This is a genomic window from Vibrio sp. A37, from assembly GCF_059777565.1.
Window position 1 is genome coordinate 192,856 of sequence record NZ_JBLNLI010000005.1, and the last position, 20,854, is coordinate 213,709.

Annotated in this window: 19 protein-coding genes; 7 read left to right on the forward strand and 12 right to left on the reverse strand. The window is 42.6% G+C overall.

Features of this window, described 5'->3' with window-relative positions:
* Positions 1-56 precede the first annotated feature (56 nt).
* The 3 genes from argE to ACM2FC_RS11025 all read left to right on the forward strand — a co-directional run bounded on the left by argE (position 57) and on the right by ACM2FC_RS11025 (position 5,069).
* Positions 57-1,193 carry an acetylornithine deacetylase gene (argE, locus tag ACM2FC_RS11015; RefSeq protein WP_498480951.1) on the forward strand — a complete coding sequence of 379 codons (1,137 nt, stop codon included), beginning with the start codon at positions 57-59 and terminating at the stop codon, positions 1,191-1,193.
* A gap of 232 nt (positions 1,194-1,425) precedes the next feature.
* Entirely contained in the window at positions 1,426-4,059 is a 2,634-nt protein-coding gene (gene ppc, locus ACM2FC_RS11020) for a phosphoenolpyruvate carboxylase (RefSeq protein ID WP_498480952.1), read from the forward strand.
* A 470-nt stretch (positions 4,060-4,529) separates the two neighbouring features.
* On the forward strand, positions 4,530-5,069 hold the full coding sequence (locus tag ACM2FC_RS11025) for a PadR family transcriptional regulator (RefSeq protein ID WP_498480953.1): 540 nt from the start codon (positions 4,530-4,532) through the stop codon (positions 5,067-5,069).
* A gap of 63 nt (positions 5,070-5,132) precedes the next feature.
* Here ACM2FC_RS11025 and cysE read toward each other — a convergent pair whose 3' ends face one another.
* The 11 genes from cysE to epmA all read right to left on the reverse strand — a co-directional run bounded on the left by cysE (position 5,133) and on the right by epmA (position 15,773).
* A complete protein-coding gene (gene cysE, locus ACM2FC_RS11030; protein ID WP_498480954.1) occupies positions 5,133-5,954 on the reverse strand; it encodes a serine O-acetyltransferase in 822 nt (273 codons plus the stop codon).
* 53 nt (positions 5,955-6,007) lie between these two features.
* Positions 6,008-7,042 carry an NAD(P)H-dependent glycerol-3-phosphate dehydrogenase gene (gpsA, locus tag ACM2FC_RS11035; RefSeq protein WP_498480956.1) on the reverse strand — a complete coding sequence of 345 codons (1,035 nt, stop codon included), beginning with the start codon at positions 7,040-7,042 and terminating at the stop codon, positions 6,008-6,010.
* Between the two features lie 180 nt (positions 7,043-7,222).
* On the reverse strand, positions 7,223-7,696 hold the full coding sequence (gene secB / locus ACM2FC_RS11040; RefSeq protein WP_498480957.1) for a protein-export chaperone SecB: 474 nt from the start codon (positions 7,694-7,696) through the stop codon (positions 7,223-7,225).
* Positions 7,697-7,749: 53 nt separating this feature from the next.
* Positions 7,750-8,184 (reverse strand): rhodanese-like domain-containing protein, encoded by a 435-nt coding sequence (locus ACM2FC_RS11045; RefSeq protein WP_498480958.1) that lies wholly within the window; start codon positions 8,182-8,184, stop codon positions 7,750-7,752.
* A 143-nt stretch (positions 8,185-8,327) separates the two neighbouring features.
* Entirely contained in the window at positions 8,328-8,642 is a 315-nt protein-coding gene (locus tag ACM2FC_RS11050; protein ID WP_498480959.1) for an NIPSNAP family protein, read from the reverse strand.
* Between the two features lie 96 nt (positions 8,643-8,738).
* A complete protein-coding gene (gene cysN / locus ACM2FC_RS11055; protein ID WP_498480960.1) occupies positions 8,739-10,148 on the reverse strand; it encodes a sulfate adenylyltransferase subunit CysN in 1,410 nt (469 codons plus the stop codon).
* A gap of 65 nt (positions 10,149-10,213) precedes the next feature.
* Complete coding sequence (locus ACM2FC_RS11060) at positions 10,214-11,176, reverse strand: DHH family phosphoesterase (protein ID WP_498480961.1); 963 nt, start codon at positions 11,174-11,176, stop codon at positions 10,214-10,216.
* Between the two features lie 2 nt (positions 11,177-11,178).
* The gene (cysC, locus tag ACM2FC_RS11065; RefSeq protein WP_498480962.1) at positions 11,179-11,817 is read right to left on the reverse strand and encodes an adenylyl-sulfate kinase; all 639 of its coding nucleotides are present in this window, start codon (positions 11,815-11,817) and stop codon (positions 11,179-11,181) included.
* A gap of 4 nt (positions 11,818-11,821) precedes the next feature.
* Positions 11,822-12,730 carry a sulfate adenylyltransferase subunit CysD gene (cysD, locus tag ACM2FC_RS11070; RefSeq protein WP_498481124.1) on the reverse strand — a complete coding sequence of 303 codons (909 nt, stop codon included), beginning with the start codon at positions 12,728-12,730 and terminating at the stop codon, positions 11,822-11,824.
* Between the two features lie 26 nt (positions 12,731-12,756).
* Positions 12,757-14,490, reverse strand: coding sequence for an SLC13 family permease (locus ACM2FC_RS11075; protein WP_498480963.1), 1,734 nt, complete (start codon positions 14,488-14,490; stop codon positions 12,757-12,759).
* A 308-nt stretch (positions 14,491-14,798) separates the two neighbouring features.
* A complete protein-coding gene (epmA, locus tag ACM2FC_RS11080; protein ID WP_498480964.1) occupies positions 14,799-15,773 on the reverse strand; it encodes an elongation factor P--(R)-beta-lysine ligase in 975 nt (324 codons plus the stop codon).
* A gap of 273 nt (positions 15,774-16,046) precedes the next feature.
* Between epmA and frdA the strand changes: the two genes are divergently transcribed.
* From frdA to frdD, 4 genes are read left to right on the forward strand one after another with little or no spacing between them, the layout of a single operon-like run.
* Positions 16,047-17,861 carry a fumarate reductase (quinol) flavoprotein subunit gene (gene frdA, locus ACM2FC_RS11085; RefSeq protein ID WP_498480965.1) on the forward strand — a complete coding sequence of 605 codons (1,815 nt, stop codon included), beginning with the start codon at positions 16,047-16,049 and terminating at the stop codon, positions 17,859-17,861.
* 1 nt (position 17,862) lies between these two features.
* On the forward strand, positions 17,863-18,603 hold the full coding sequence (locus ACM2FC_RS11090; RefSeq protein ID WP_498480966.1) for a succinate dehydrogenase/fumarate reductase iron-sulfur subunit: 741 nt from the start codon (positions 17,863-17,865) through the stop codon (positions 18,601-18,603).
* Between the two features lies 1 nt (position 18,604).
* On the forward strand, positions 18,605-18,988 hold the full coding sequence (gene frdC, locus ACM2FC_RS11095; protein WP_498480967.1) for a fumarate reductase subunit FrdC: 384 nt from the start codon (positions 18,605-18,607) through the stop codon (positions 18,986-18,988).
* Positions 18,989-18,998: 10 nt separating this feature from the next.
* Entirely contained in the window at positions 18,999-19,379 is a 381-nt protein-coding gene (frdD, locus tag ACM2FC_RS11100) for a fumarate reductase subunit FrdD (RefSeq protein WP_498480968.1), read from the forward strand.
* A gap of 107 nt (positions 19,380-19,486) precedes the next feature.
* Here the strand turns inward: frdD and hslU are convergent, their stop codons facing one another.
* Positions 19,487-20,824, reverse strand: a complete 1,338-nt coding sequence (hslU, locus tag ACM2FC_RS11105; RefSeq protein WP_498480969.1) for an ATP-dependent protease ATPase subunit HslU — start codon at positions 20,822-20,824, stop codon at positions 19,487-19,489.
* Positions 20,825-20,854: the final 30 nt, after the last annotated feature.

Sequence of the window (20,854 nt, forward strand, 5' to 3'; positions counted from 1 at the left end):
TTAATATGTTTTTAACGTCTAAATGAGAATCTGTCAACAGTAGAAGTGGAGATAAAATGCAATTACCCGGATTCAAAGAGATTTATAGTGGTTTAATTTCCACCTCATCGATTAGTTCATCAGATCCATCCTGGGATGAAGGTAACTTGCAAGTTATTGAAAAACTAGAATCTTGGTTGAATGATATTGGCTTTGAAGTACAAGTAAATCAAGTGAAACCAGGAAAATTTAACCTGATCGCAAAAAAAGGTTCTGGGGAAGGCGGGCTGCTACTCGCTGGGCACAGCGATACCGTTCCTTTCGACCAAGGGCGTTGGAACTACGAGCCTCATGCCTTAACTGAAGATAATAACCGTTTTTATGGATTGGGTACGGCAGATATGAAGGGCTACTTTGCTTTCATCATCGATGCGGTAAAAAATATCGATTGGAGTAAACAAACAAAACCACTTTATATTCTTGCAACTTGCGATGAAGAAACCACCATGATCGGTGCAAGAGATTTTGCTCATAATGCGCCGTTTAAGCCTGACTATTGCATCATTGGTGAGCCAACCAGCCTAGTGCCAATACGAGCTCACAAGGGCCATGTGGCAAACGCGATTCGCGTCACTGGAAAATCCGGACATTCTTCTGATCCATCACTCGGTGTCAATGCGATTGAAATTATGCATGAAGTGTTGTTTGCATTGAAAAACTTACGAGATGACCTGATCAAACAATATCATCATCCAGGGTTCGCAATTCCGACTCCGACACTAAATCTTGGTCATATCCATGGTGGTGACAGTGCAAATCGCATATGTGGGTGCTGTGAGCTTCATTATGATATTCGCCCTTTACCCGGGATAAGTTTGGACGGTTTAGACAATTTACTAAAGAATTGTCTACAAGAAATTGAGCAAAAATGGCCAGGCAGAATTGCTATTACTCCATTGCATGAACCAGTTCCGGGGTTTGAATGTCAACATGACCATCCATTTATTTCACAAATGGAATCGATCTGCGAGACCCCTTCTGAAACGGTAAACTATTGTACTGAAGCACCTTTCTTGCAACAGCTTTGCCCCACATTAGTGCTAGGTCCAGGCTCCATAAACCAAGCCCACCAGCCCGATGAATACTTAGATTTCAAATTTATTCAACCCACCTTGGAAGTGCTGTCGAAAGCAATCTATAAGTATTGTTTCTAGCTCCTGCCATATGTACTGCGAGCGGTTGAGCAACAAGGCTTCACCGCTCGCAATCTGTAGTAAATTTTCATAGCTCTTTCAAAACTGTGCAACAGATCACCAAAACAGAGCAGTTCTTATAAATTTAATCCGAGATGCAGGTCACCATTTGACTCTTTGGGTAAAATTTAGCTAGATTGTTTCACTATTGAGGGATATTTAATGTAATTAATTTACAAAAGGCAGGACGAGAATGAACGAGAAGTACTCTGCACTTAAAAGTAATGTCAGCATGCTCGGACGTTTGCTTGGAAACACGATCCAAGATGCTCATGGAGACGTTATCTTAGAGAAAGTAGAAACCATCCGTAAACTTTCTAAATCAGCACGTGCAGGCAGCGTAGCCGACCAAGACAGTCTCATTGAAGAAATCAAAAACCTTCCAGACGAGCAGCTCACTCCAGTTGCCAGAGCTTTCAACCAATTTCTTAACCTTACCAACATGGCAGAGCAGTACCACACCATCTCACGGCACTGCGAAGATCATGTCTGCGAACCGAACTCCATCAGCACTTTACTAGCAAAGCTTAGCCAAAATGACATCAGCAAATTGGATACAGCTCAAGCAGTTAAAGATCTGAATATTGAAATAGTACTTACTGCGCACCCAACAGAAATCACTCGTCGCACGATGATCAATAAACTGGTCAAAATTAACGAGTGCCTGTCTAAACTTGAACTCAACGACCTATCACAAAAAGAGCGAAACAAAACTGAGCGGCGTCTAGAGCAGTTAATCGCACAAAGCTGGCATTCCGATGTCATTCGTAAACAAAGACCTACTCCACTAGACGAAGCTAAGTGGGGCTTCGCCGTAATTGAAAACTCATTGTGGGAAGCCGTTCCTGATTTCTTACGTGAATTAGACGAGCGATTGGAGGATTACCTCGGTGAAGGTCTTCCTCTTGATGCCGCTCCAGTTCATTTTTCATCTTGGATGGGCGGTGACAGAGACGGAAACCCATTTGTCACTCACTCAATCACTCGCGAAGTACTATTGCTGTCTCGCTGGAAAGCCGCAGACCTATATTTGAATGACATCAATGAACTGGTCAGCGAACTTTCGATGACCAAGTGCAACGATACTGTAAGAGCGTTAGCAGGCGACAATGAACACGAACCTTACCGTGCTGTTTTAAAAGGTATACGTAATCTACTAACCGAAACGATTGAAATTCTTGATGCCAAAATCAATGGTCAGCAGCTTTCGGTTAAAGCGCCACTAAGAAGTGCAGAGCAGCTTTGGCAACCTCTGCAAGCATGTTACGAATCTCTACACGAATGCGGAATGGGCGTCATCGCAGACGGTTGTCTGTTAGATACCCTTCGTCGCATCAAGGCATTCGGCGTTCACCTCGTTCGCCTAGATATCAGGCAAGAAAGTACTCGTCACTCTGATGTTCTATCTGAATTAACTCGTCATCTTGGTATTGGCGATTACGATCAATGGAGTGAACAAGATAAAGTTGCATTCTTAACCAATGAGTTGAGTTCAAAAAGACCACTTCTTCCGCTCGATTGGCAGCCTTCAGAGCCTGTACAAGAAGTGCTGGATACCTGTCGCATCATCGCAGCACAACCAAGAGCAGCGTTCGGAGCATACGTCATTTCCATGGCAAGAACTGCTTCAGACGTTCTTGCTGTTCACTTGCTACTGCAAGAAGTCGGTTGCCCATATCGTATGGACGTATGTCCACTGTTTGAAACGCTTGATGACTTAAACAACGCAGAATCAGTGATGAAGCAGTTGATGGATATCGATCTCTACCGTGGCTTCATCCAAAACCACCAAATGGTCATGATCGGTTACTCAGATTCTGCAAAAGATGCAGGCGTCATGGCTGCTGGCTGGGCACAATATCGTGCAATGGAGGCCTTGGTTGAGCTAGGTGAAAGTGAAGGTATCGAGTTAACACTATTCCACGGCCGAGGTGGCACTGTCGGACGTGGTGGTGCGCCTGCTCACGCTGCTCTACTTTCTCAACCACCGAAAAGCTTGAAAAACGGTCTTCGCGTTACTGAGCAAGGTGAGATGATTCGCTTTAAGCTTGGCCTTCCTGAAGTCGCGATAAACAGCTTCAACTTGTACGCAAGCGCGATTTTGGAAGCAAACCTTCTACCACCACCGGAACCCAAGCAGGAGTGGCGAGATCTGATGGATGAGCTATCGGATGTGTCTTGTGAATCCTATCGAGGCGTGGTTCGAGGCGAGCCCGATTTCGTTCCATATTTCCGTCAAGCCACACCTGAACTCGAACTAGGGAAACTACCTTTAGGTTCAAGACCAGCGAAAAGAAACCCGAAAGGTGGCGTTGAAAGCCTGCGTGCCATTCCTTGGATTTTCTCTTGGAGCCAAAACCGTCTTGTACTTCCAGCTTGGTTAGGTGCAGGTGAAGCCATTCAAAACTCCATTGATAAAGGGCATCAGGCTCTGCTAGAAGATATGTGTCGCGAATGGCCTTTCTTCTCAACTCGGTTGGGCATGCTGGAGATGGTGTACTACAAGTGCAGCAGTGAAATCTCGCGCTACTACGACCAAAGATTAGTAGACAAAAACTTAATTCCACTTGGTGATAGATTAAGAGCCCAATTGCAAAAAGATATCATGGCTGTACTAAACGTCGAGAACAACGAGAACTTGATGCAAAGTGATCCATGGGGACTTGAGTCAATTCGTCTAAGAAGCATCTATGTTGAGCCTCTCAACATGTTGCAAGCGGAACTGCTATACCGCACACGCCAGACGGAAAATCCCTCAGCTGAGCTAGAGGAAGCATTAATGGTTACCATTGCTGGTATCGCCGCTGGTATGCGAAACACTGGTTAACCGACATTGCTCAGCTAAATAGGTTGGTTGAACAGAAAACCCTGTTCAGCCAACCAGTTATCATTATCTTCACTTAAGTTCGACTCATTTACTAGCATAGTCCGCTAAAATTCAACAAAATATTCATCCAATTAACCAATAATTACCGAGGTAATTTAGTTAAATATTCTAATTTAGTCTCTTATTGATTATTTTGTCAGTTTTTTGTAGTTATTTACCCATCTATTCTACTTTATGCTTATTATTTAGATATACTACTGCTCCGCTGCGGGCACAATTAAATCTACATTTCGCAGTATTCGATACTTCAATTATCGATCTAGGTGATAAAACGGCTTAAGTAAGGAGACATTGCCAACGTAGTTTTTTTGTTGGGTTTTGTTTGAACTTACTGATGATTAAATGCCTATAGAAGCATGACAGCTGTTCAAACAAGTATTTTTTGTTTATTGAGCATTTGGATTGAAAACATGTCATTACCACACGTAATCTTAACAGTTTTAAGTACGCGCGATGCAACAGGATACGATATTACTAAAGAGTTTTCTGCTAGCATCGGCTATTTTTGGAAAGCAAGCCACCAGCAAGTTTATCGCGAGCTAAATAAAATGGCTCAGAACAATTTAGTCACGTGTGTCCTTGAGCCTCAAGAAGGCAAGCCAGATCGTAAAGTCTATTCGATTACTGATTTGGGACGCAGTGCATTAGGGGAATGGTTTGATCAACCTACCGCCCACCCAACCATTCGCGATGAATTTTCAGCAAAATTGATGGCATGTTCTGTTCAGCCTTCTGGCCCATATAGAACACAACTCGCTGAGTTGGTTGAAGAATCATATAAACTAGTCGCACACTATCAAGAAATTGAAGCGGCTTACTACTCGACGCCAAATACGCTAGACAAACAACAACGTCTAGAAAGGCTGACCCTACGTCGCAACCTATTAGTCCGTCAGGCGTGGATTCAATGGGCTGAAGAAGTACTATCTGAACTAGACGCTATTTCTTAATTCTCACAACCAATCTCACCTGCCTTAAAATATGTTTAAGGCAGGTTCTTTTTATCTAGCCTCTTAGATTCCCTCACCATCAGAAAAACTCTGAGACTTTCCATTGAATTGCTGATCCATGTCGAGTGATGGTTTATCTGATTTCGGCTTACCTACCACCTTAGCTGGAATACCGGCCACAGTCGTATGAGCAGGCACCGCTTGTAAAACAACCGAACCAGAACCAATTTTTGCTCCTTGACCAACTTCAATATTACCCAATATTTTCGCTCCGGCACCAATCATAACGCCTTCACGCACTTTTGGATGTCTATCACCACAATCGTTTCCGGTACCACCCAGAGTCACATCCTGCAAGATAGACACATCATTTTCAACTACAGCAGTCTCACCAATCACTATTCCCGTGGCATGGTCAAGCATGATGCCTTTACCTATCTTAGCCGCTGGATGAATATCAACTTGGCAGGCTACTGAAATTTGGTTTTGTAGATAGCTCGCTAATGCTTTACGCCCTTGATTCCATAGCCAGTTAGCGACTCGATATCCCTGTAGAGCGTGATAACCTTTAAGATAGAGAATAGGGGTAGAATACATTGCTACTGCAGGGTCACGATTTACCGTTGCACAGATATCACACGCCATCGCCGCTGCAATCTTCGCATCGGAGTTAAACGCTTCTTCTATTACTTCTCGCACCGCCATTGCTGGCATTGACGCTGTATTTAGCTTGTTGGCGAGAATATAGCTGACAGCAGAAGTTAAACTATCATGCTTAATGATGGTGGCGTGATAGAAGCTCGCAAGCATAGGCTCTTGTTCAGACAGCTCTCGCGCTTCACGCACAATTGCTCGCCATATCTGCTGTTTTTCACAATGTTTCATGTAGACTCTATCCTAGATTCTTTGCTTAATGTAAGCCCAAGCAAACTTAAACATTAACTCTCAGTTCTTTTATCTCGCGCCAGTAAATCTTGAGCAGCCACTCGCGCATTTTTACTTTGATACAATACTTGATAGATTTGGTCAACTATTGGCATCTCAACACCCACTCGTTTCGCCAGCAACCAAACTTCTTTGGTGTTACGATAACCTTCAACAACTTGGCCAATTTCTTCTTGTGCTGTATCGACATCTTTACCTTGGCCAAGAGCAAGACCAAACCGCCGGTTTCTCGATTGATTATCCGTACAAGTTAATACCAAATCACCCAACCCAGCCATTCCCATAAATGTATCAGGCTGTGCACCTAGCGCGAGTCCCAGACGAGTCATTTCCGCGAGGCCTCGAGTGATCAACGCAGTTCGAGCATTTGCACCAAAGCCAATACCATCAGAAACACCAGCTCCAATTGCAATCACATTTTTAACTGCTCCACCTAGCTGTACCCCAATAAAATCATCATTTGCATAAACTCGAAATGTCTTACTGCAATGGATCTTATCCTGCAGGTCGACAACAAACTCAGGATCTGGTGATGACACAGATATTGCAGTTGGCAGTCCTACTGCTAGTTCTTTGGCGAATGTCGGTCCGGATATGACTGCCAGAGAATATTGCTCCCCTAGCACATCATTTGCGACATCCTTTAGCAATCGACCTGTTTCTGGCTCAAGTCCTTTTGTTGCCCAACAAATACGGGAGTTCTTCAGTAGGTGTGGTGCCACATTTTTAAGTACCACACCAAAAACATGGCTTGGAACAACCACAAGTATGTCCCGGCTCGACTGAACCGCTGTTTTTAAGTCAGACTCAATAATCAAACTCGTTGGAAACTCTACCTCTGGCAGAAACTCATGATTAGCTCGATCTTCTTCTAAGCGCTGCATATGCTGGGGATCATGTCCCCAAAGTACAATGTTTGCACCATTTCGAGCTAAAGAAATGGCTAAAGAAGTTCCATATGAGCCTGCACCTAATACAACCATTGAAACATCTTTTCCATATGCATTATTGAGTTGTGTACCTGTCATTATCTGTGCCTACAGTGTCGTTGAGCCGGAATTTATTGGCCTTCGAAGTCAATAAACTCTAGTTTATGATGATTTTTATTGTAAACAAAAAAATGCACTTGTCACCGACGTTTAACTCGATGATTAGTGCATTTTCAGTACCTTATATTGACGTAATATAAGAGCTTAAAGCTCAAATGTTTATGCGCCTACTTGGTCACTGCCTTCTTCTTGCGCTTGCTGTTGAAGGTAGTTCATAAACAATGCATCGAAGTTTACAGGAGCAAGGTTCAATTGTGGGAAAGTACCTTTAACAACTAAGCTGGAAATTGTCTCTCTTGCATAAGGGAATAAGATGTTAGGGCAGAATGCGCCTAGGCAATGTGCCAGCTGACCTGCTTCCATTTGGTCTGCTGAGAAGATGCCACCTTGCTGAACCTCACACAAAAACGCTGTTTCTTCTTCATTCTTAACGACAACTGTTAAGCGTAATACTACTTCGTATACGCCTTCGCCCAATTCGCGGCTCTGTGTGTCTAGGTCAAGCTTCACATCTGGGTTCCAGTCTTTTTGGAACATAACCGGTGAGTTAGGCGCTTCAAATGAAACATCTTTAAGGAAGATGCGTTGAATTGCAAAGTTTTGTGCTTCTTGTTCTGGTGCTGCTTCAGCCATTTTGGGGATCCTTAATTTTCGTCCATTTTATGAATAGATGGACAATACAAAATTTACTTTTTACCGCGGACTAAAGGAAGGTTTGCCTCGTTCCAAGATATCAAGCCATTCTTAAGTAAATTGACCTTTTCAAATCCAGCTTTCGCTAGTAAGTTCGCGCTTTCACGAGCAGTTTGACCGGTTTTACATACTACGATGATTGGGTCTGATTTATGCTTTTCAAGGCTAGTCACATTTCCTTCTTTTATCTCAGAAGGCAAAATGTGCAGTGCGTCGGTGATATGGCCGGATTTAAATTCGTCTTTAGTACGAATATCAATCACCACACCATTTTCCTTGTTCATTAAAAAAGTCGCTTCAGACGCTGTAATGGTCTTAAATGGAGCAGTGGAAGATTTAAAAATAGTCACAATAAGCGCAACTAAAAGTCCCACCCATACCACTGACAGCATCAAATTTTGTTGGAAGAATTGGATATACTCTTGCATGTTTTCTGCTCTAGCTAAATGTCGATATAATTTTCAGAGTAGGAGTATAACTAGGATACTGACAAGATGCGAGGTGAGAACGATTAGAAGCTGTAACAGAGCCCTAAATTGCCGCTTTTATGCAATGTCTCTATATTAACTGGCTACAACCGAACTTGACGAAGTAGACGAACTCGAACAGAGTCTTGTTCTATCAATTCGAACACTTTTGGTCTGATATTATTTATCCAGCTCTCATCATACAACTCCGCAGTAATTTTTTGTCTGGACTCTTCATCATCAAACTCTCGTAACCAAACAAAGTAATCTTCACCATCTTCCCCTTTGTGTATATAGGTACTAACAATCTTCATCCCCTTTGAACGCTGTAATGGTAGAATTTCCTCTTCCATCCATGCCAGCCATTGCTCAGTTTTTCCGGGTTTTATCTTATATTCACGAAGCTCAGTAACCTTCATTCTTTATCCTTTGTCTTCAATAATGCAAATGGCACATTTAAACGAAAAAGGTCGGCAATGTCACTGCCGACCCTATATGTTTCGCCCAAGTTTTTGTTATATTTCTTTACACTCCCATTCAGGAAAGTGTTTCCTCACATAAGCATTTAAGTCTTTTTCTAGCTGTGAGTAGACTCGCTCAGGCTCTCTCGCACTATCAAGTAATGAGGAAACCATACCGGCCCCCACCGTCACGTTAGTATTTCGATCAATAACAATAAACGCGCCGGTTTGTGGCAAATCTTGATAACTATCAAGAGGAACAGTGTCAGTAAGTTTGATAGAAGCCAAAGCGATCTCGTTGAGTTCCAAACTATCGCTATCTTCACTACTCTGCTCTAAAGTATTCACATCAATCTTATGAACGATATTTGAGTAGGTACCTGAGCAGCTTTTAGTAGCAAACTTGAAGATATATTCTTGATGGGTACGCATTGACGTTTCTCCCATCCAAACAGTATGAGCATTGAAATGACTGGTACTTTCTGGCTCATGTCCCGTATGTACCAGCATATCTCCGCGAGACACATCAATTTCATCTTCTAACGTCAAGGTAATGGCCTGACCTGGGAAAGCGCTCTCTAGCTCACCTTCATAGGTAAAGATAGATTTCACCTTTGACTGCTTACCAGAAGGCAAGGCTGTAATGTTGTCGCCTACTTGCACGACACCTGATGCGAGTGTGCCACAAAACCCGCGAAAGTTTAGGTTTGGTCGGTTAACATATTGAACAGGGAAACGCATATGCTCAAGATCTTTGTCTTGATTAACTTTTACTGTTTCTAGCAGCTTCATTAATGTTGCGCCTGGATACCAATCCATGTTTTCACTTGGAGTAACAACATTGTCACCTTTCAGTGCCGAGATCGGAACAAAACGAATATCATCAATATTAAAGCTTTTGGCCATTTCCCGATAATCTGCTTTAATCTTGCGATAGACCTTTTGGTCGTATTTCATCAAGTCCATTTTATTGATGGCAACAATGATGTGTTTGATACCAAGCAAGCTACAAATATAGCTGTGGCGACGAGTTTGAGTTTGGATACCATGCCGCGCATCAACCATGACTATCGCTAAATCGCAGGTCGATGCACCGGTTACCATGTTGCGCGTGTATTGCTCGTGGCCAGGAGTATCGGCAATGATGAACTTTCTCTTGTCTGTCGAGAAATATCGGTACGCCACATCAATGGTTATGCCCTGCTCACGCTCAGACTGTAAGCCATCGACCAAAAGCGCTAAATCAAAGTCTTCATCAGTGGTATTAAATTTTTGCGAATCTTTCTCTATCGCAGCCATTTGATCTTCATAGATGAGTTTGCTGTCATACAGCAAACGCCCTATCAAGGTTGACTTGCCATCATCGACGTTTCCGCAAGTCAAAAAACGGAGCAAATCCTTATTTTCATGCACCTTCAAATAGGCTTCTATATCTTTCGCGATTAGCTCGGACGAATGTGACATATGAGTTTCCTAGTATTTCCAAATAGCATGCAGCGAAATAACTTCTCGCAACACTTCAAAAAAATTTAGTTGTAATAGCGATCCAATATATGGATAAACCTTGTCTTTTCAGCAAGTGGCAGCGCGTTAATACCTGCCGCTGCTTTTCTGCCACCACCTGTTTCAAACTGGCAACATACATCATCCGCACCAACACGATTGTTCAGTGGAGCACGAACACTGACAGTAAAATCCCTCTGATTAGGATTCAACGTTAAAACAGCATGAGCTTTATCGGGTTGCTGATTGGCTAATTCATTGCCAAACACGCCACTGATACGCCTAGCCCAAGCTTCAGAAGGTAACTCAAAAACCCGTATATTGCTTGAGTCTTCAGCAGGAGATAACTTGTCCAAAAATTGGCGATCCTGCTGGTAAGCTTCTTTCAACTGGTAGTACACAGATTGACGCTCATCTCTCAATTGATATGGGCTCTCGAACTTCAGTAATTGGCGGTACAGTTCAGCTGGCGGTATATGCAAGTCTGCAATAGAAGCTCCGTAGCCGTTGTAGTTGATTAAAGTGCCCAACTCATTGAGATATTGCCTATCTACTTCGGACACCCCATTTTCTATTGCTAGTTTTTCAGCCGTTGAAACCAAGTTATCCCCGTATGCAGCCACAATAGCCCAGTGTAAGTAGCGCCCCCCCAGCTCCTCATTGATCAATAAGCTAGTGCAAACTTCTGAGTCAGTGTTGATACGGCAAGTCAGATATTGAGAATGTGGAATGTCACCTGCTCGATGATGGTCACAATAAAATACGTTGACCTCTTTCTCTAATAAAGATTTTAAAGGTTCAACGTTTTTTTCTAGAGATATGTCGAGCACCGTAATCGAAGATACATCAGGCTGGCTTTCCACCTTTTTGAGTAACTTGATATCACGCTTTATACCGGTGATTAATTGACTGTCGATAGGCTTTGATAACCGAAGTTGAAGTAGTGCAATAATTCCATCTGCGTCGCCATTAAAAACATCGTAGTGCATGTTTATTCCTTAATTTCCAACAAGCTAAGTCGTGTTAATTCATCGAGCACCAGCTTAGCACATTGTTCCACCAACAATCCTTCAGTTCGAATGTGTATTTCGGGATCAACCGGCGCTTCATAGACAGAATCAATCCCAGTGAAATTAGCGATTTCTCCCGCTCGAGCTTTCTTATATAGCCCTTTAGGATCGCGCTGCTCACATATTTCAAGAGGCGTGTCGATATACACTTCTAAAAATTGCTCTTGCTCTAACAATGCTCTCGCTTGTTGACGGTCGGATACAAATGGAGAAATAAACGCTGTAAGAACAATTAAACCAGAATCGACAAAAAGCTTTGCAACTTCTCCAATTCTACGAATATTTTCCACTCGATCTTGGTCGCTAAAGCCAAGATCTTTATTTAGGCCGTGACGAATGTTATCGCCGTCAAGAAGGTAACTACGCTTACCCATCTCAAACAACAGCCGTTCTACAGCATTGGCAATGGTTGATTTTCCTGATCCGCTCAATCCAGTGAACCACAGTACAACTGGTTTTTGTTGGTTGAGCCGCGCACGTTGCAAATGATCGACACTAGCGTGATGCCAGACGATATCTTCGCTAACGGCGTTATGATTCTTTTTCTCGTAGGCCGCCATAGAATTAAAAATACCCTTCTCGTTTTTTCTTCTCCATCGAACCTGCACTATCGTGATCAATGGCTCGACCTTGACGCTCAGATGTGGTGGTAAGTAACATCTCTTGGATGACCTCTGTTAAGGTCGTTGCCTCAGATTCAACTGCGCCAGTCAGCGGGTAGCAGCCTAACGTTCTAAATCGAACCATTTTCTGCTCAATTTGCTCACCTTCTCTTAGCTCCATTCGATCATCATCGACCATAATTAGCATGCCATCACGCTCTACAACTGGTCGCTTCTTCGATAGGTAAAGTTCTGGAATTTCGATATTTTCTAAATAGATGTATTGCCAAATGTCCAGTTCAGTCCAGTTCGACAACGGGAATACCCTGATACTTTCGCCTTTATTTACTTTGCCGTTATACACATTCCAAAGCTCAGGACGCTGGTTTTTCGGATCCCATCGATGGTGCTCATCTCGGAAAGAGTACACGCGCTCTTTCGCACGGGATTTCTCTTCATCTCGACGCGCGCCACCAAAAGCGGCATCAAATCCATGCTTATCCAATGCTTGCTTTAGACCTTGCGTTTTCATGATATCGGTATGCCGTGAACTACCATGTACAAACGGGCTGATATTCATCGCTAATCCGTCTGGGTTTTGGTGCACGATCAATTTCATTCCCACTTTTTTCGCCATGTAGTCGCGAAACGCAATCATCTCTTTAAATTTCCACGTGGTATCGACATGCATAAGAGGGAAAGGAGGTGTACCCGGTGCAAATGCTTTTTTGGCTAAATGCAGCATCACTGAGGAATCTTTTCCAACGGAGTACAGCATCACTGGGTTGTCAAACTCGGCCGCGACTTCTCTTATAATATGAATGGACTCAGCTTCGAGTTGCTTTAAATGCGTTAATTTTTTAGGAGCAATATTCATCTTGTATCCTGTTTTATTTCCTATAAGCCCACAAAAAAGTAGATAGCGGTGATGACAGTAACACCATACGCAATACTGATCGGCACACCTATTTTTATAAAGTCGCGGAGATGATATTTCCCCGCGTTGAACACCATTAAATTGGTTTGATACCCATACGGGCTGATAAAACTGGCACTCGCGCCAAAGGCAACAGCCAAAATATAAGCCTGTGAGTCAACTGATAAAGCAAAGCTTAAGCTATAAGCTATTGGAAAAATAAGAGCTGCTGCAGCGTTATTGGTCACTAACTCCGTTGTAATCCAAGTTAACGCATACACAATGACCAACCCTATAAAAGGCGTCAAAAAATCATTATGTGTTTGAATAATTTCACGTAAATGGCCCAAAGCACCACTATTGATCAGCGCATGAGACAACAGTAAAGCAGAAGAAATAATTAACCAAATTTGCTTTGGCAAACGCTGCATGACTTCATTAGATGTCAATGCTCCAGACAATAAAAGTACTCCTAATAACACCAACATACCTTTAAATAAAGACAAAGCGCCAAAAGCAGCTAACAGTATTGAAAGGAAAAAGCCTAAAATGGCTATTTTTTCTTGCCAAGGTGTCAGTAATTTTTCGACTTCTAATCCACTTATTAAAAAGAAATTTTTACCTATATTGTGCCGCCCTTTAAAATCATCCCCGACAGCCAAAACCAAATAATCCCCTGCATTTAGCTTTAACTCACCTAACTTTCCAGAAATGACTTCACCATCACGTCGCATCGCAACAACTGCGGCATCAAATAACGCCCTAAATCCGGCCTGCTTGAGGCTTTTTCCTATTAATACACTTTCAGGTTTGATAACGACCTCTCTAAGGTTATTAATGGGCAGGCCATTCCTATGAGCAAATAAATCTAGGCCATCAAACTGATTCAATATCGACACCTTTTTAATATCACCAGTGAACATAAGCCGATCACCAGCTTCAATTTCTTCGCTAGGGGCCACTGGAGATATCAAACGTTCTCGACGTAATATTTCCACTAGAAATAATGACTCCAAATTTCTTAACCCATTCACTTCAATACTTTTACCGACAAGCGATGATCCCTTGGATACTTTAGCGTCAATAAAATATTTAGATGCTTTGGGCTTGTCATTTTTACTTATAGGCAAACGTCTAGAAAATAAATATAAAAGTGCCCCACAAACAATAACTATACAAATTCCGACCGGGGTAAATTCAAAGAAACCTAATGGCTGGCCATGCTGTCCGAGAAGCATACTATTTACGATTAAATTAGTTGATGTACCCACAAGTGTGAGTGTTCCACCAAATATTGCTGCATAAGATAAGGGAATCAATAATCGACTTGGAGAGTGTAAGAGATTATTGCGAATCGGCGACATCATGGTAGAGACAACTGCAGTATTATTTAGAAATGCTGAAGAGATGACTGTTAAACCAAACAGTCTTAACCATGTTGATTTGTAATTAGGCTTAATTACATAAGAAGTAATGATTCTTAGTAATCTCGTTTTTTCTAATGCAAGAGAACAGGTCATCAGCAGTATCAGGGTAAGTAAACCTTGATTTGAAAAGCTACTTAAAACCTCTTGAGTAGAGACAACATTAAAAATATATAACGCGAGTAAGGTTACACCAAATACCCTTCCAGGATAACTTTGGAATCTAATTAGCCCAACGATAGTGGCTAAAAATATAAATACAACAATGAATGCGGGTGTTAAATCAGACACAACTGTTCCAATAGAAAGTGGACTACTGAAAATAGTAACTCCCGATTCTCACATTGTTGAATGATGTTTTTGAAATATCAAATAACTGAAAGGAATGGATTGAATATATCGTTGACAAAGGAAGAGCAATTATTGTTTTTTTCTTCAAAAGAAAAAAAAACAATAATAGTTTGCTTTATAAGCAAAACAAAAAGTAACTACATTCTATAAAACAATAATTTATTACATATAGCAAAAAGTATTTTTCAACTAAAGCTGGGCAACATAAAGAGCTCACCACAGCTTTAGGGTACAAAAAGAATCGAAAGCTAAGCCCGAGGAAACGGAAAAGCCGTCACTTGTTCAATATGTTCAGCATTGGTCGCCAGCATCACTAACCGATCAATGCCTACCGCGACTCCTGCGCAAGAAGGCAAGCCTTCTTCCAGCGCTGCTAGCAGGTTCTCATCGATGGGCTGCTCATCTAAGCCCATCGTCTTGCGTTCAGCGTTATCATTATCAAACCGTTTTCGCTGTTCTTCGGCGTTATCTAATTCATGGAAGCCATTCGCGAGTTCAACACCTTTATAATAAGCTTCAAACCTATCGGCAACCCTTGGGTCTTGCTGGTTAATTTTGGCTAATGCTGCCTGTGATGCTGGAAAGTTATAAACAAAAGCAGGGGAGTCTATTCCTATATGTGGCTCAACGCCGATAGAAAACAGCAATTGCAGTAGCGTATCTCGATTTTGCTCTTGTTCTGCTATATCAGATAACTCTAGCTTGCTCGCAACTAATCTTAGTTGCCCCATTGAGCTTTCTAACGGGCATATTCCTAACACCTGTTTGAAGGCTTGTTGGTAAGTGAGTTTCTCAGCTGAAGCGCAGCCCAAAATTATTTGAAAAAGCTCATCCATCTCATCCATCAAATCGTGGTGATCAAAGCCCACTCGATACCACTCTAGCATCGTAAATTCAGGGTTGTGGTAGCGACCACTTTCTTCGTTACGAAAAGCCTTACAAATTTGGTAAATACAACCACTTCCAGATGCCAATAGCCGTTTCATATGAAACTCAGGACTGGTCATAAGGTATAGTTTTCTACCACCTGCATACCCAGGGCCTACAAATTGTGTCGAAAATGTGTGTAAGTGAATATCAGTAACCGTGGCATGGCTCAAAGCTGGAGTATCAACTTCGAGAACATTTCTTTGTAAAAAAAATTGACGAATTTTGCCTAAAAGGTTTGCTCTTTTTTGTAGCGCTAACCTTGTAGCGCTAGGGTTCCAGCTTATCTGTTTCATAATCTGTAAAAATATATCCTAAAAATATTTCAAAATATTAATCAATAACACCACTACCACCCTACCTTCATAAATAATAAAAATACCAAGTGATAGATATCACATGTACACAAATAAGAGTGTAGCGACTCTAACTACCGTACGAAATACCTAAATAAGTCAATTTTTTCATTGATACTTGCCCCTAGACTAGCCTCAAAAGATAGAACTCACTCCAGCTAATAATAAAAACGCGGAGTATTAGAATTAAAACAAAAGCATTGGAGAGCAACTTTGAAAACCATAACGACAGATATTGCAATCGTAGGTGCAGGCGGAGCCGGTCTGAGAACTGCGATTGCAGCAGCAGAAGCAGCACCTAATTTGGAAGTTGCATTAATATCGAAAGTATACCCTATGAGGTCACATACTGTCGCTGCTGAAGGAGGTTCTGCCGCCGTCATTAAAGATGAAGACAGCCTAGACAATCACTTTAACGATACCGTTGGTGGTGGAGATTGGTTGTGCGAACAAGATGTTGTTGAATATTTTGTTAAAAATGCAACACGTGAAATGATTCAAATGGAGCAATGGGGATGCCCTTGGAGCCGCAAAGAAAACGGTGAAGTCAACGTACGTCGATTTGGAGGGATGAAGATCGAACGTACTTGGTTCGCTGCAGATAAAACTGGCTTTCACATGCTGCATACTCTCTTCCAAACTTCAATGAAATACCCTCAGATAAACCGCTTTGATGAATACTTTGTGGTGGATCTGTTAGTCGTCGATGGCCAAGTTCAAGGCTTGATTGCTATCCATATGTCTGAGGGAGAACTCGTTACTATTAAGGCAAAATCCGTTGTATTAGCAACTGGAGGTGCGGGCCGTGTTTACCATTGCAATACCAATGGTGGCATCGTAACAGGGGACGGCATGGCGATGGCTTATCGACATGGTGTTCCCCTACGCGACATGGAGTTTGTTCAATACCACCCGACCGGGCTACCAGGAACCGGTATATTAATGACAGAAGGCTGCCGTGGTGAAGGTGGCATTATGTTGAACAAAAATGGCTACCGATATCTACAGGATTATGGTCTAGGGCCAGAGACCCCCGTAGGCCAACCGAAGAATAAATATATGGAGCTTGGGCCTAGAGATAAAGTTTCTCAAGCATTCTGGCACGAACAGCAAAAAGGCAACACCGTCAAACATCCGCTAGGCGATGTCGTTCATCTCGATCTACGACACTTGGGTGAAGAGTATCTGCAAGAAAGACTGCCTTTCATCTGCGAGCTAGCAAAAGCTTACGTCAACGTCGATCCAGCTAAAGAGCCTATCCCAATTCGGCCAACCGTACATTACACCATGGGCGGGATTGAAACCGACAACGAATGTGAAACAAGAATTCATGGACTCTTTGCAGTTGGCGAATGTGCCTCTATTGGATTACATGGCGCGAACCGACTTGGCTCAAACTCACTAGCAGAGTTTGTGGTATTTGGTCGTGTCGCGGGGGAAAACGCCGTTAAGAGAGTCGAAGAGTTTACTGGATGGGATGACGCTTCCATTGAGAAACAAATAAAAGACGTCGAGAAGCGAATTGATGCGCTAAGAAACCAAGAGGGTGATGAAAATTGGTCCGACATCCGTGCTGAAATGGGTAAAACAATGGAAGCAGGATGCGGTATTTATCGTCAAAAAGACTTGATGCAAAGCACTATCGACAAAATCACAGAGCTAAAAGAGCGTTATAAGCGTATAAGCATCAAAGATAAAGGCACCGTATTTAATACTGACCTGCTTTATGCAATCGAAGTCGGCTATGGCTTGGAGGTTGCGGAAGCCATGGTGCATTCAGCTATTTTACGCGAAGAATCACGTGGGGCTCATCAACGCTTGGACGACGGATGCACCGAACGTGATGACAAAAACTACCTTAAACACTCGCTGGCCTTCTATGTACCAGACGCTGCCCCTAACATTGACTATAGCAAGGTGACGATAACGAAATCACAACCCAAAGCTCGCCTGTACGGTGCAGCAGCAGAGAAAGCGGCCGTAGAAGAAGCAGAGAAAAAACAAAAACACTGTCCGGAGGAAAAATAATATGTCAGCCAATCGAGCCCAAAAAGTGGACATTTTGCGTTACGATCCTGAGCATGACGCTAAGCCACATTTCCAATCCTTCGATGTCCCATTTGACGAGACCATGTCTATATTAGATGCAATAGGTTACATCAAAGACAATCTTGATAAAGATCTTGCTTACCGCTGGTCATGCAGAATGGCAATATGCGGATCTTGTGGTGTTATGGTTAACGGCGTTCCAAAGCTAGCTTGTAAAAGCTTTCTTCGTGACTACCCAAATGGAGTCAAAATTGAGCCTCTCGCTAACTTTCCCATAGAAAAAGACCTGATCGTCGATATGACAGCGTTTATCGAACGTCTTGAAGCAATCAAGCCTTATATTATCGGTAATGACAGGAAACCTGAAGAGGGTGCTAACCTGCAAACTCCAGAGCAAATGGCGAAATATAAGCAGTTTGCTGGTTGTATCAACTGCGGCCTGTGCTATGCAGCCTGCCCTCAATTTGGCCTAAACCCAGAGTTTATTGGCCCTGCAGCATTAACATTAGCGCACCGTTATAACTTGGATAGCCGCGACAACGGCAAGTATGAACGTATGAACTTAATCAATGGTGAAAATGGAGCTTGGGGCTGTACCTTCGTCGGCTATTGCTCTGAAGTTTGTCCGAAAAATGTCGATCCTGCCTCTGCGGTAAACCAAGGCAAAGTGGAATCTTCTATGGATTATGTCATCGCAATGTTTAAACCTGAGGAGGCCTAACATGAGTCGTCGTAAACCTTATGTTCGCCCTATTGAGCGCACTTGGTGGAAAGACCACCCTTACTATCGTTTCTATATGCTTAGGGAAGCAACCGTACTTCCATTGGTGCTATTTACTCTATTTTTACTGTTCGGATTAAGCTCACTAGTAAGAGGTCATGAGGCGTGGGAAGGCTGGTTACATTTTATGGCTAATCCCGTTGTCATCGCTATCAATATCGTGGCTCTCGCAGGTAGCCTTTTTCACGCACAAACCTTTTTCAGCATGATGCCTCAAGTTGTACCGGTTCGTATGGCTGGTAAAACGGTTTCTAAAAAAGCAGTCATATTGACGCAATGGGCGGCCGTGGCTGTGATTTCACTTGTCATTCTCATCTTGGTGTAAGGAGCAAATCATGAAACAACATTCTTCAAAAGTGAACCCATCGCCAAGGCGCTCAGAAGAGCCAATCTGGTGGAGTTTATTTGGCGCAGGTGGTACTTGGTTTGCCATGCTGACACCAATTACCATTCTAGTAGTTGGCATCTTGATACCGTTGGAAGTCATTGATCTTGAAGCACTGCATTACGATAGAATTTCTGCTTTTGCTACAAGTTTCGTTGGAGGAGCTTTCATCATCGCCTCTATCGCTTTACCTATGTGGCATGCAATGCACCGGATACATCATGGGTTACATGATTTAAAGTTCCACGCAGGCAAAACTGGCAAAATTTTCTGCTATGGGTTTGCTGCAATCATGTCTGCGCTTGCGATTGCTTTTGTCTTTATGCTTTAAAAACTCGCGTTACGTTGTGTAGAAACCATTAAACCTCGATAAAATGTAAAGAAGCCCACTTTAGTTGTTAAAGTGGGCTTCTTATTTGAATCTGTGAGGCTTTACCGTTATAGAATAAAGCGACTCAAATCTTCATCATCAACAAACTCGCCTAATTTCTCTTTGACATAGTTAGCATCAATAGTCATCTTGCTTCCAGCTTTGTCTGTCGCTTCAAATGAAATTTCATCCATCAAGCGTTCCATCACTGTATGTAGGCGGCGTGCCCCGATGTTTTCAGTGGTTTCGTTTACTTGCCAAGCAGCTTCAGCGATTTGTGTTATACCATCATCACTGAACTCGATATCTACATTTTCAGTTTTCATCAAGGCAACATATTGCTCAGTTAGCGAAGCTTTCGGCTCAGTTAAAATGCGTTTGAAGTCATCACTAGATAGCGCTTCAAGTTCTACACGAATTGGCAGTCGGCCTTGCAACTCTGGAATTAGATCAGAAGGCGTGGCAACTTGGAACGCACCCGAAGCGACAAATAAGATGTGATCCGTTTTTACCATACCATGCTTGGTTGACACCGTGCTGCCTTCAATCAGCGGAAGCAAATCTCTTTGCACCCCTTCACGAGACACATCTGGGCCTGACGTGTCGCCACGTTTACAAATCTTGTCGATTTCATCAATAAACACAATGCCGTTGTTTTCAACATTGTAAATTGCGCTTTCTTTTAGCTCTTCTTGATTTACCAGTTTCGCCGCTTCCTCTTCAGTAAGCGCTTTAAAAGCGTCTTTAATTTTTAGCTTACGCTTTTTCTTAGTATCACCTGCTAGGTTTTGGAACATACCTTGAAGCTGGTTCGTCATCTCTTCCATACCCGGAGGAGCCATGATCTCGACGCCCATTTGCGGAGCTGCAATATCAACTTCAATTTCTTTGTCGTCTAATTTACCTTCACGCAATTTTTTACGGAAAACTTGACGAGTATTGCTGCTATCTTCGTCTTTTTTCTCATCGTTTTGACCCCATGCATCACGTGCAGGTGGAAGCAAAGCATCAAGAACTCTTTCTTCAGCTTGCTCTTCCGCTCGGAATTTAACTTTTTCCATCGCTTGTTGATGAGTCATTTTTACCGCTACATCGGTCAGGTCGCGAATGATGGTTTCAACTTCCTTGCCAACGTAACCTACTTCTGTAAATTTTGTCGCTTCTACTTTAATAAATGGAGCGTTGGCTAGTTTAGCCAGTCGTCGGGCAATCTCTGTTTTACCGACACCAGTTGGACCAATCATTAAAATATTCTTTGGTGTCACTTCAGCACGCAAACTTTCTTCAAGCTGCATTCTTCTCCAACGATTACGCAGAGCTATCGCAACTGAACGTTTGGCGTTGTCTTGACCAATGATATGGCGATTTAATTCATGAACAATTTCACGAGGAGTCATTTCAGACATGGGTAATTCCTTCAATTCTTAGTAGTGCTG

Bases quoted from the DNA above. Each gene is read 5' to 3' on its own strand.
- frdD (WP_498480968.1), top strand. From the start codon at position 18,999: ATGAAACAACATTCTTCAAAAGTGAACCCATCGCCAAGGCGCTCAGAA.
- cysN (WP_498480960.1), bottom strand. From the start codon at position 10,148: ATGTCACATTCGTCCGAGCTAATCGCGAAAGATATAGAAGCCTATTTG.
- ACM2FC_RS11025 (WP_498480953.1), top strand. From the start codon at position 4,530: ATGTCATTACCACACGTAATCTTAACAGTTTTAAGTACGCGCGATGCA.
- hslU (WP_498480969.1), bottom strand. From the start codon at position 20,824: ATGTCTGAAATGACTCCTCGTGAAATTGTTCATGAATTAAATCGCCAT.
- cysC (WP_498480962.1), bottom strand. From the start codon at position 11,817: ATGGCGGCCTACGAGAAAAAGAATCATAACGCCGTTAGCGAAGATATC.
- ACM2FC_RS11050 (WP_498480959.1), bottom strand. From the start codon at position 8,642: ATGAAGGTTACTGAGCTTCGTGAATATAAGATAAAACCCGGAAAAACT.
- ppc (WP_498480952.1), top strand. From the start codon at position 1,426: ATGAACGAGAAGTACTCTGCACTTAAAAGTAATGTCAGCATGCTCGGA.
- ACM2FC_RS11045 (WP_498480958.1), bottom strand. From the start codon at position 8,184: ATGCAAGAGTATATCCAATTCTTCCAACAAAATTTGATGCTGTCAGTG.
- frdC (WP_498480967.1), top strand. From the start codon at position 18,605: ATGAGTCGTCGTAAACCTTATGTTCGCCCTATTGAGCGCACTTGGTGG.
- ACM2FC_RS11060 (WP_498480961.1), bottom strand. From the start codon at position 11,176: ATGCACTACGATGTTTTTAATGGCGACGCAGATGGAATTATTGCACTA.
- argE (WP_498480951.1), top strand. From the start codon at position 57: ATGCAATTACCCGGATTCAAAGAGATTTATAGTGGTTTAATTTCCACC.
- ACM2FC_RS11090 (WP_498480966.1), top strand. From the start codon at position 17,863: ATGTCAGCCAATCGAGCCCAAAAAGTGGACATTTTGCGTTACGATCCT.
- secB (WP_498480957.1), bottom strand. From the start codon at position 7,696: ATGGCTGAAGCAGCACCAGAACAAGAAGCACAAAACTTTGCAATTCAA.
- epmA (WP_498480964.1), bottom strand. From the start codon at position 15,773: ATGAAACAGATAAGCTGGAACCCTAGCGCTACAAGGTTAGCGCTACAA.
- cysE (WP_498480954.1), bottom strand. From the start codon at position 5,954: ATGAAACATTGTGAAAAACAGCAGATATGGCGAGCAATTGTGCGTGAA.
- gpsA (WP_498480956.1), bottom strand. From the start codon at position 7,042: ATGACAGGTACACAACTCAATAATGCATATGGAAAAGATGTTTCAATG.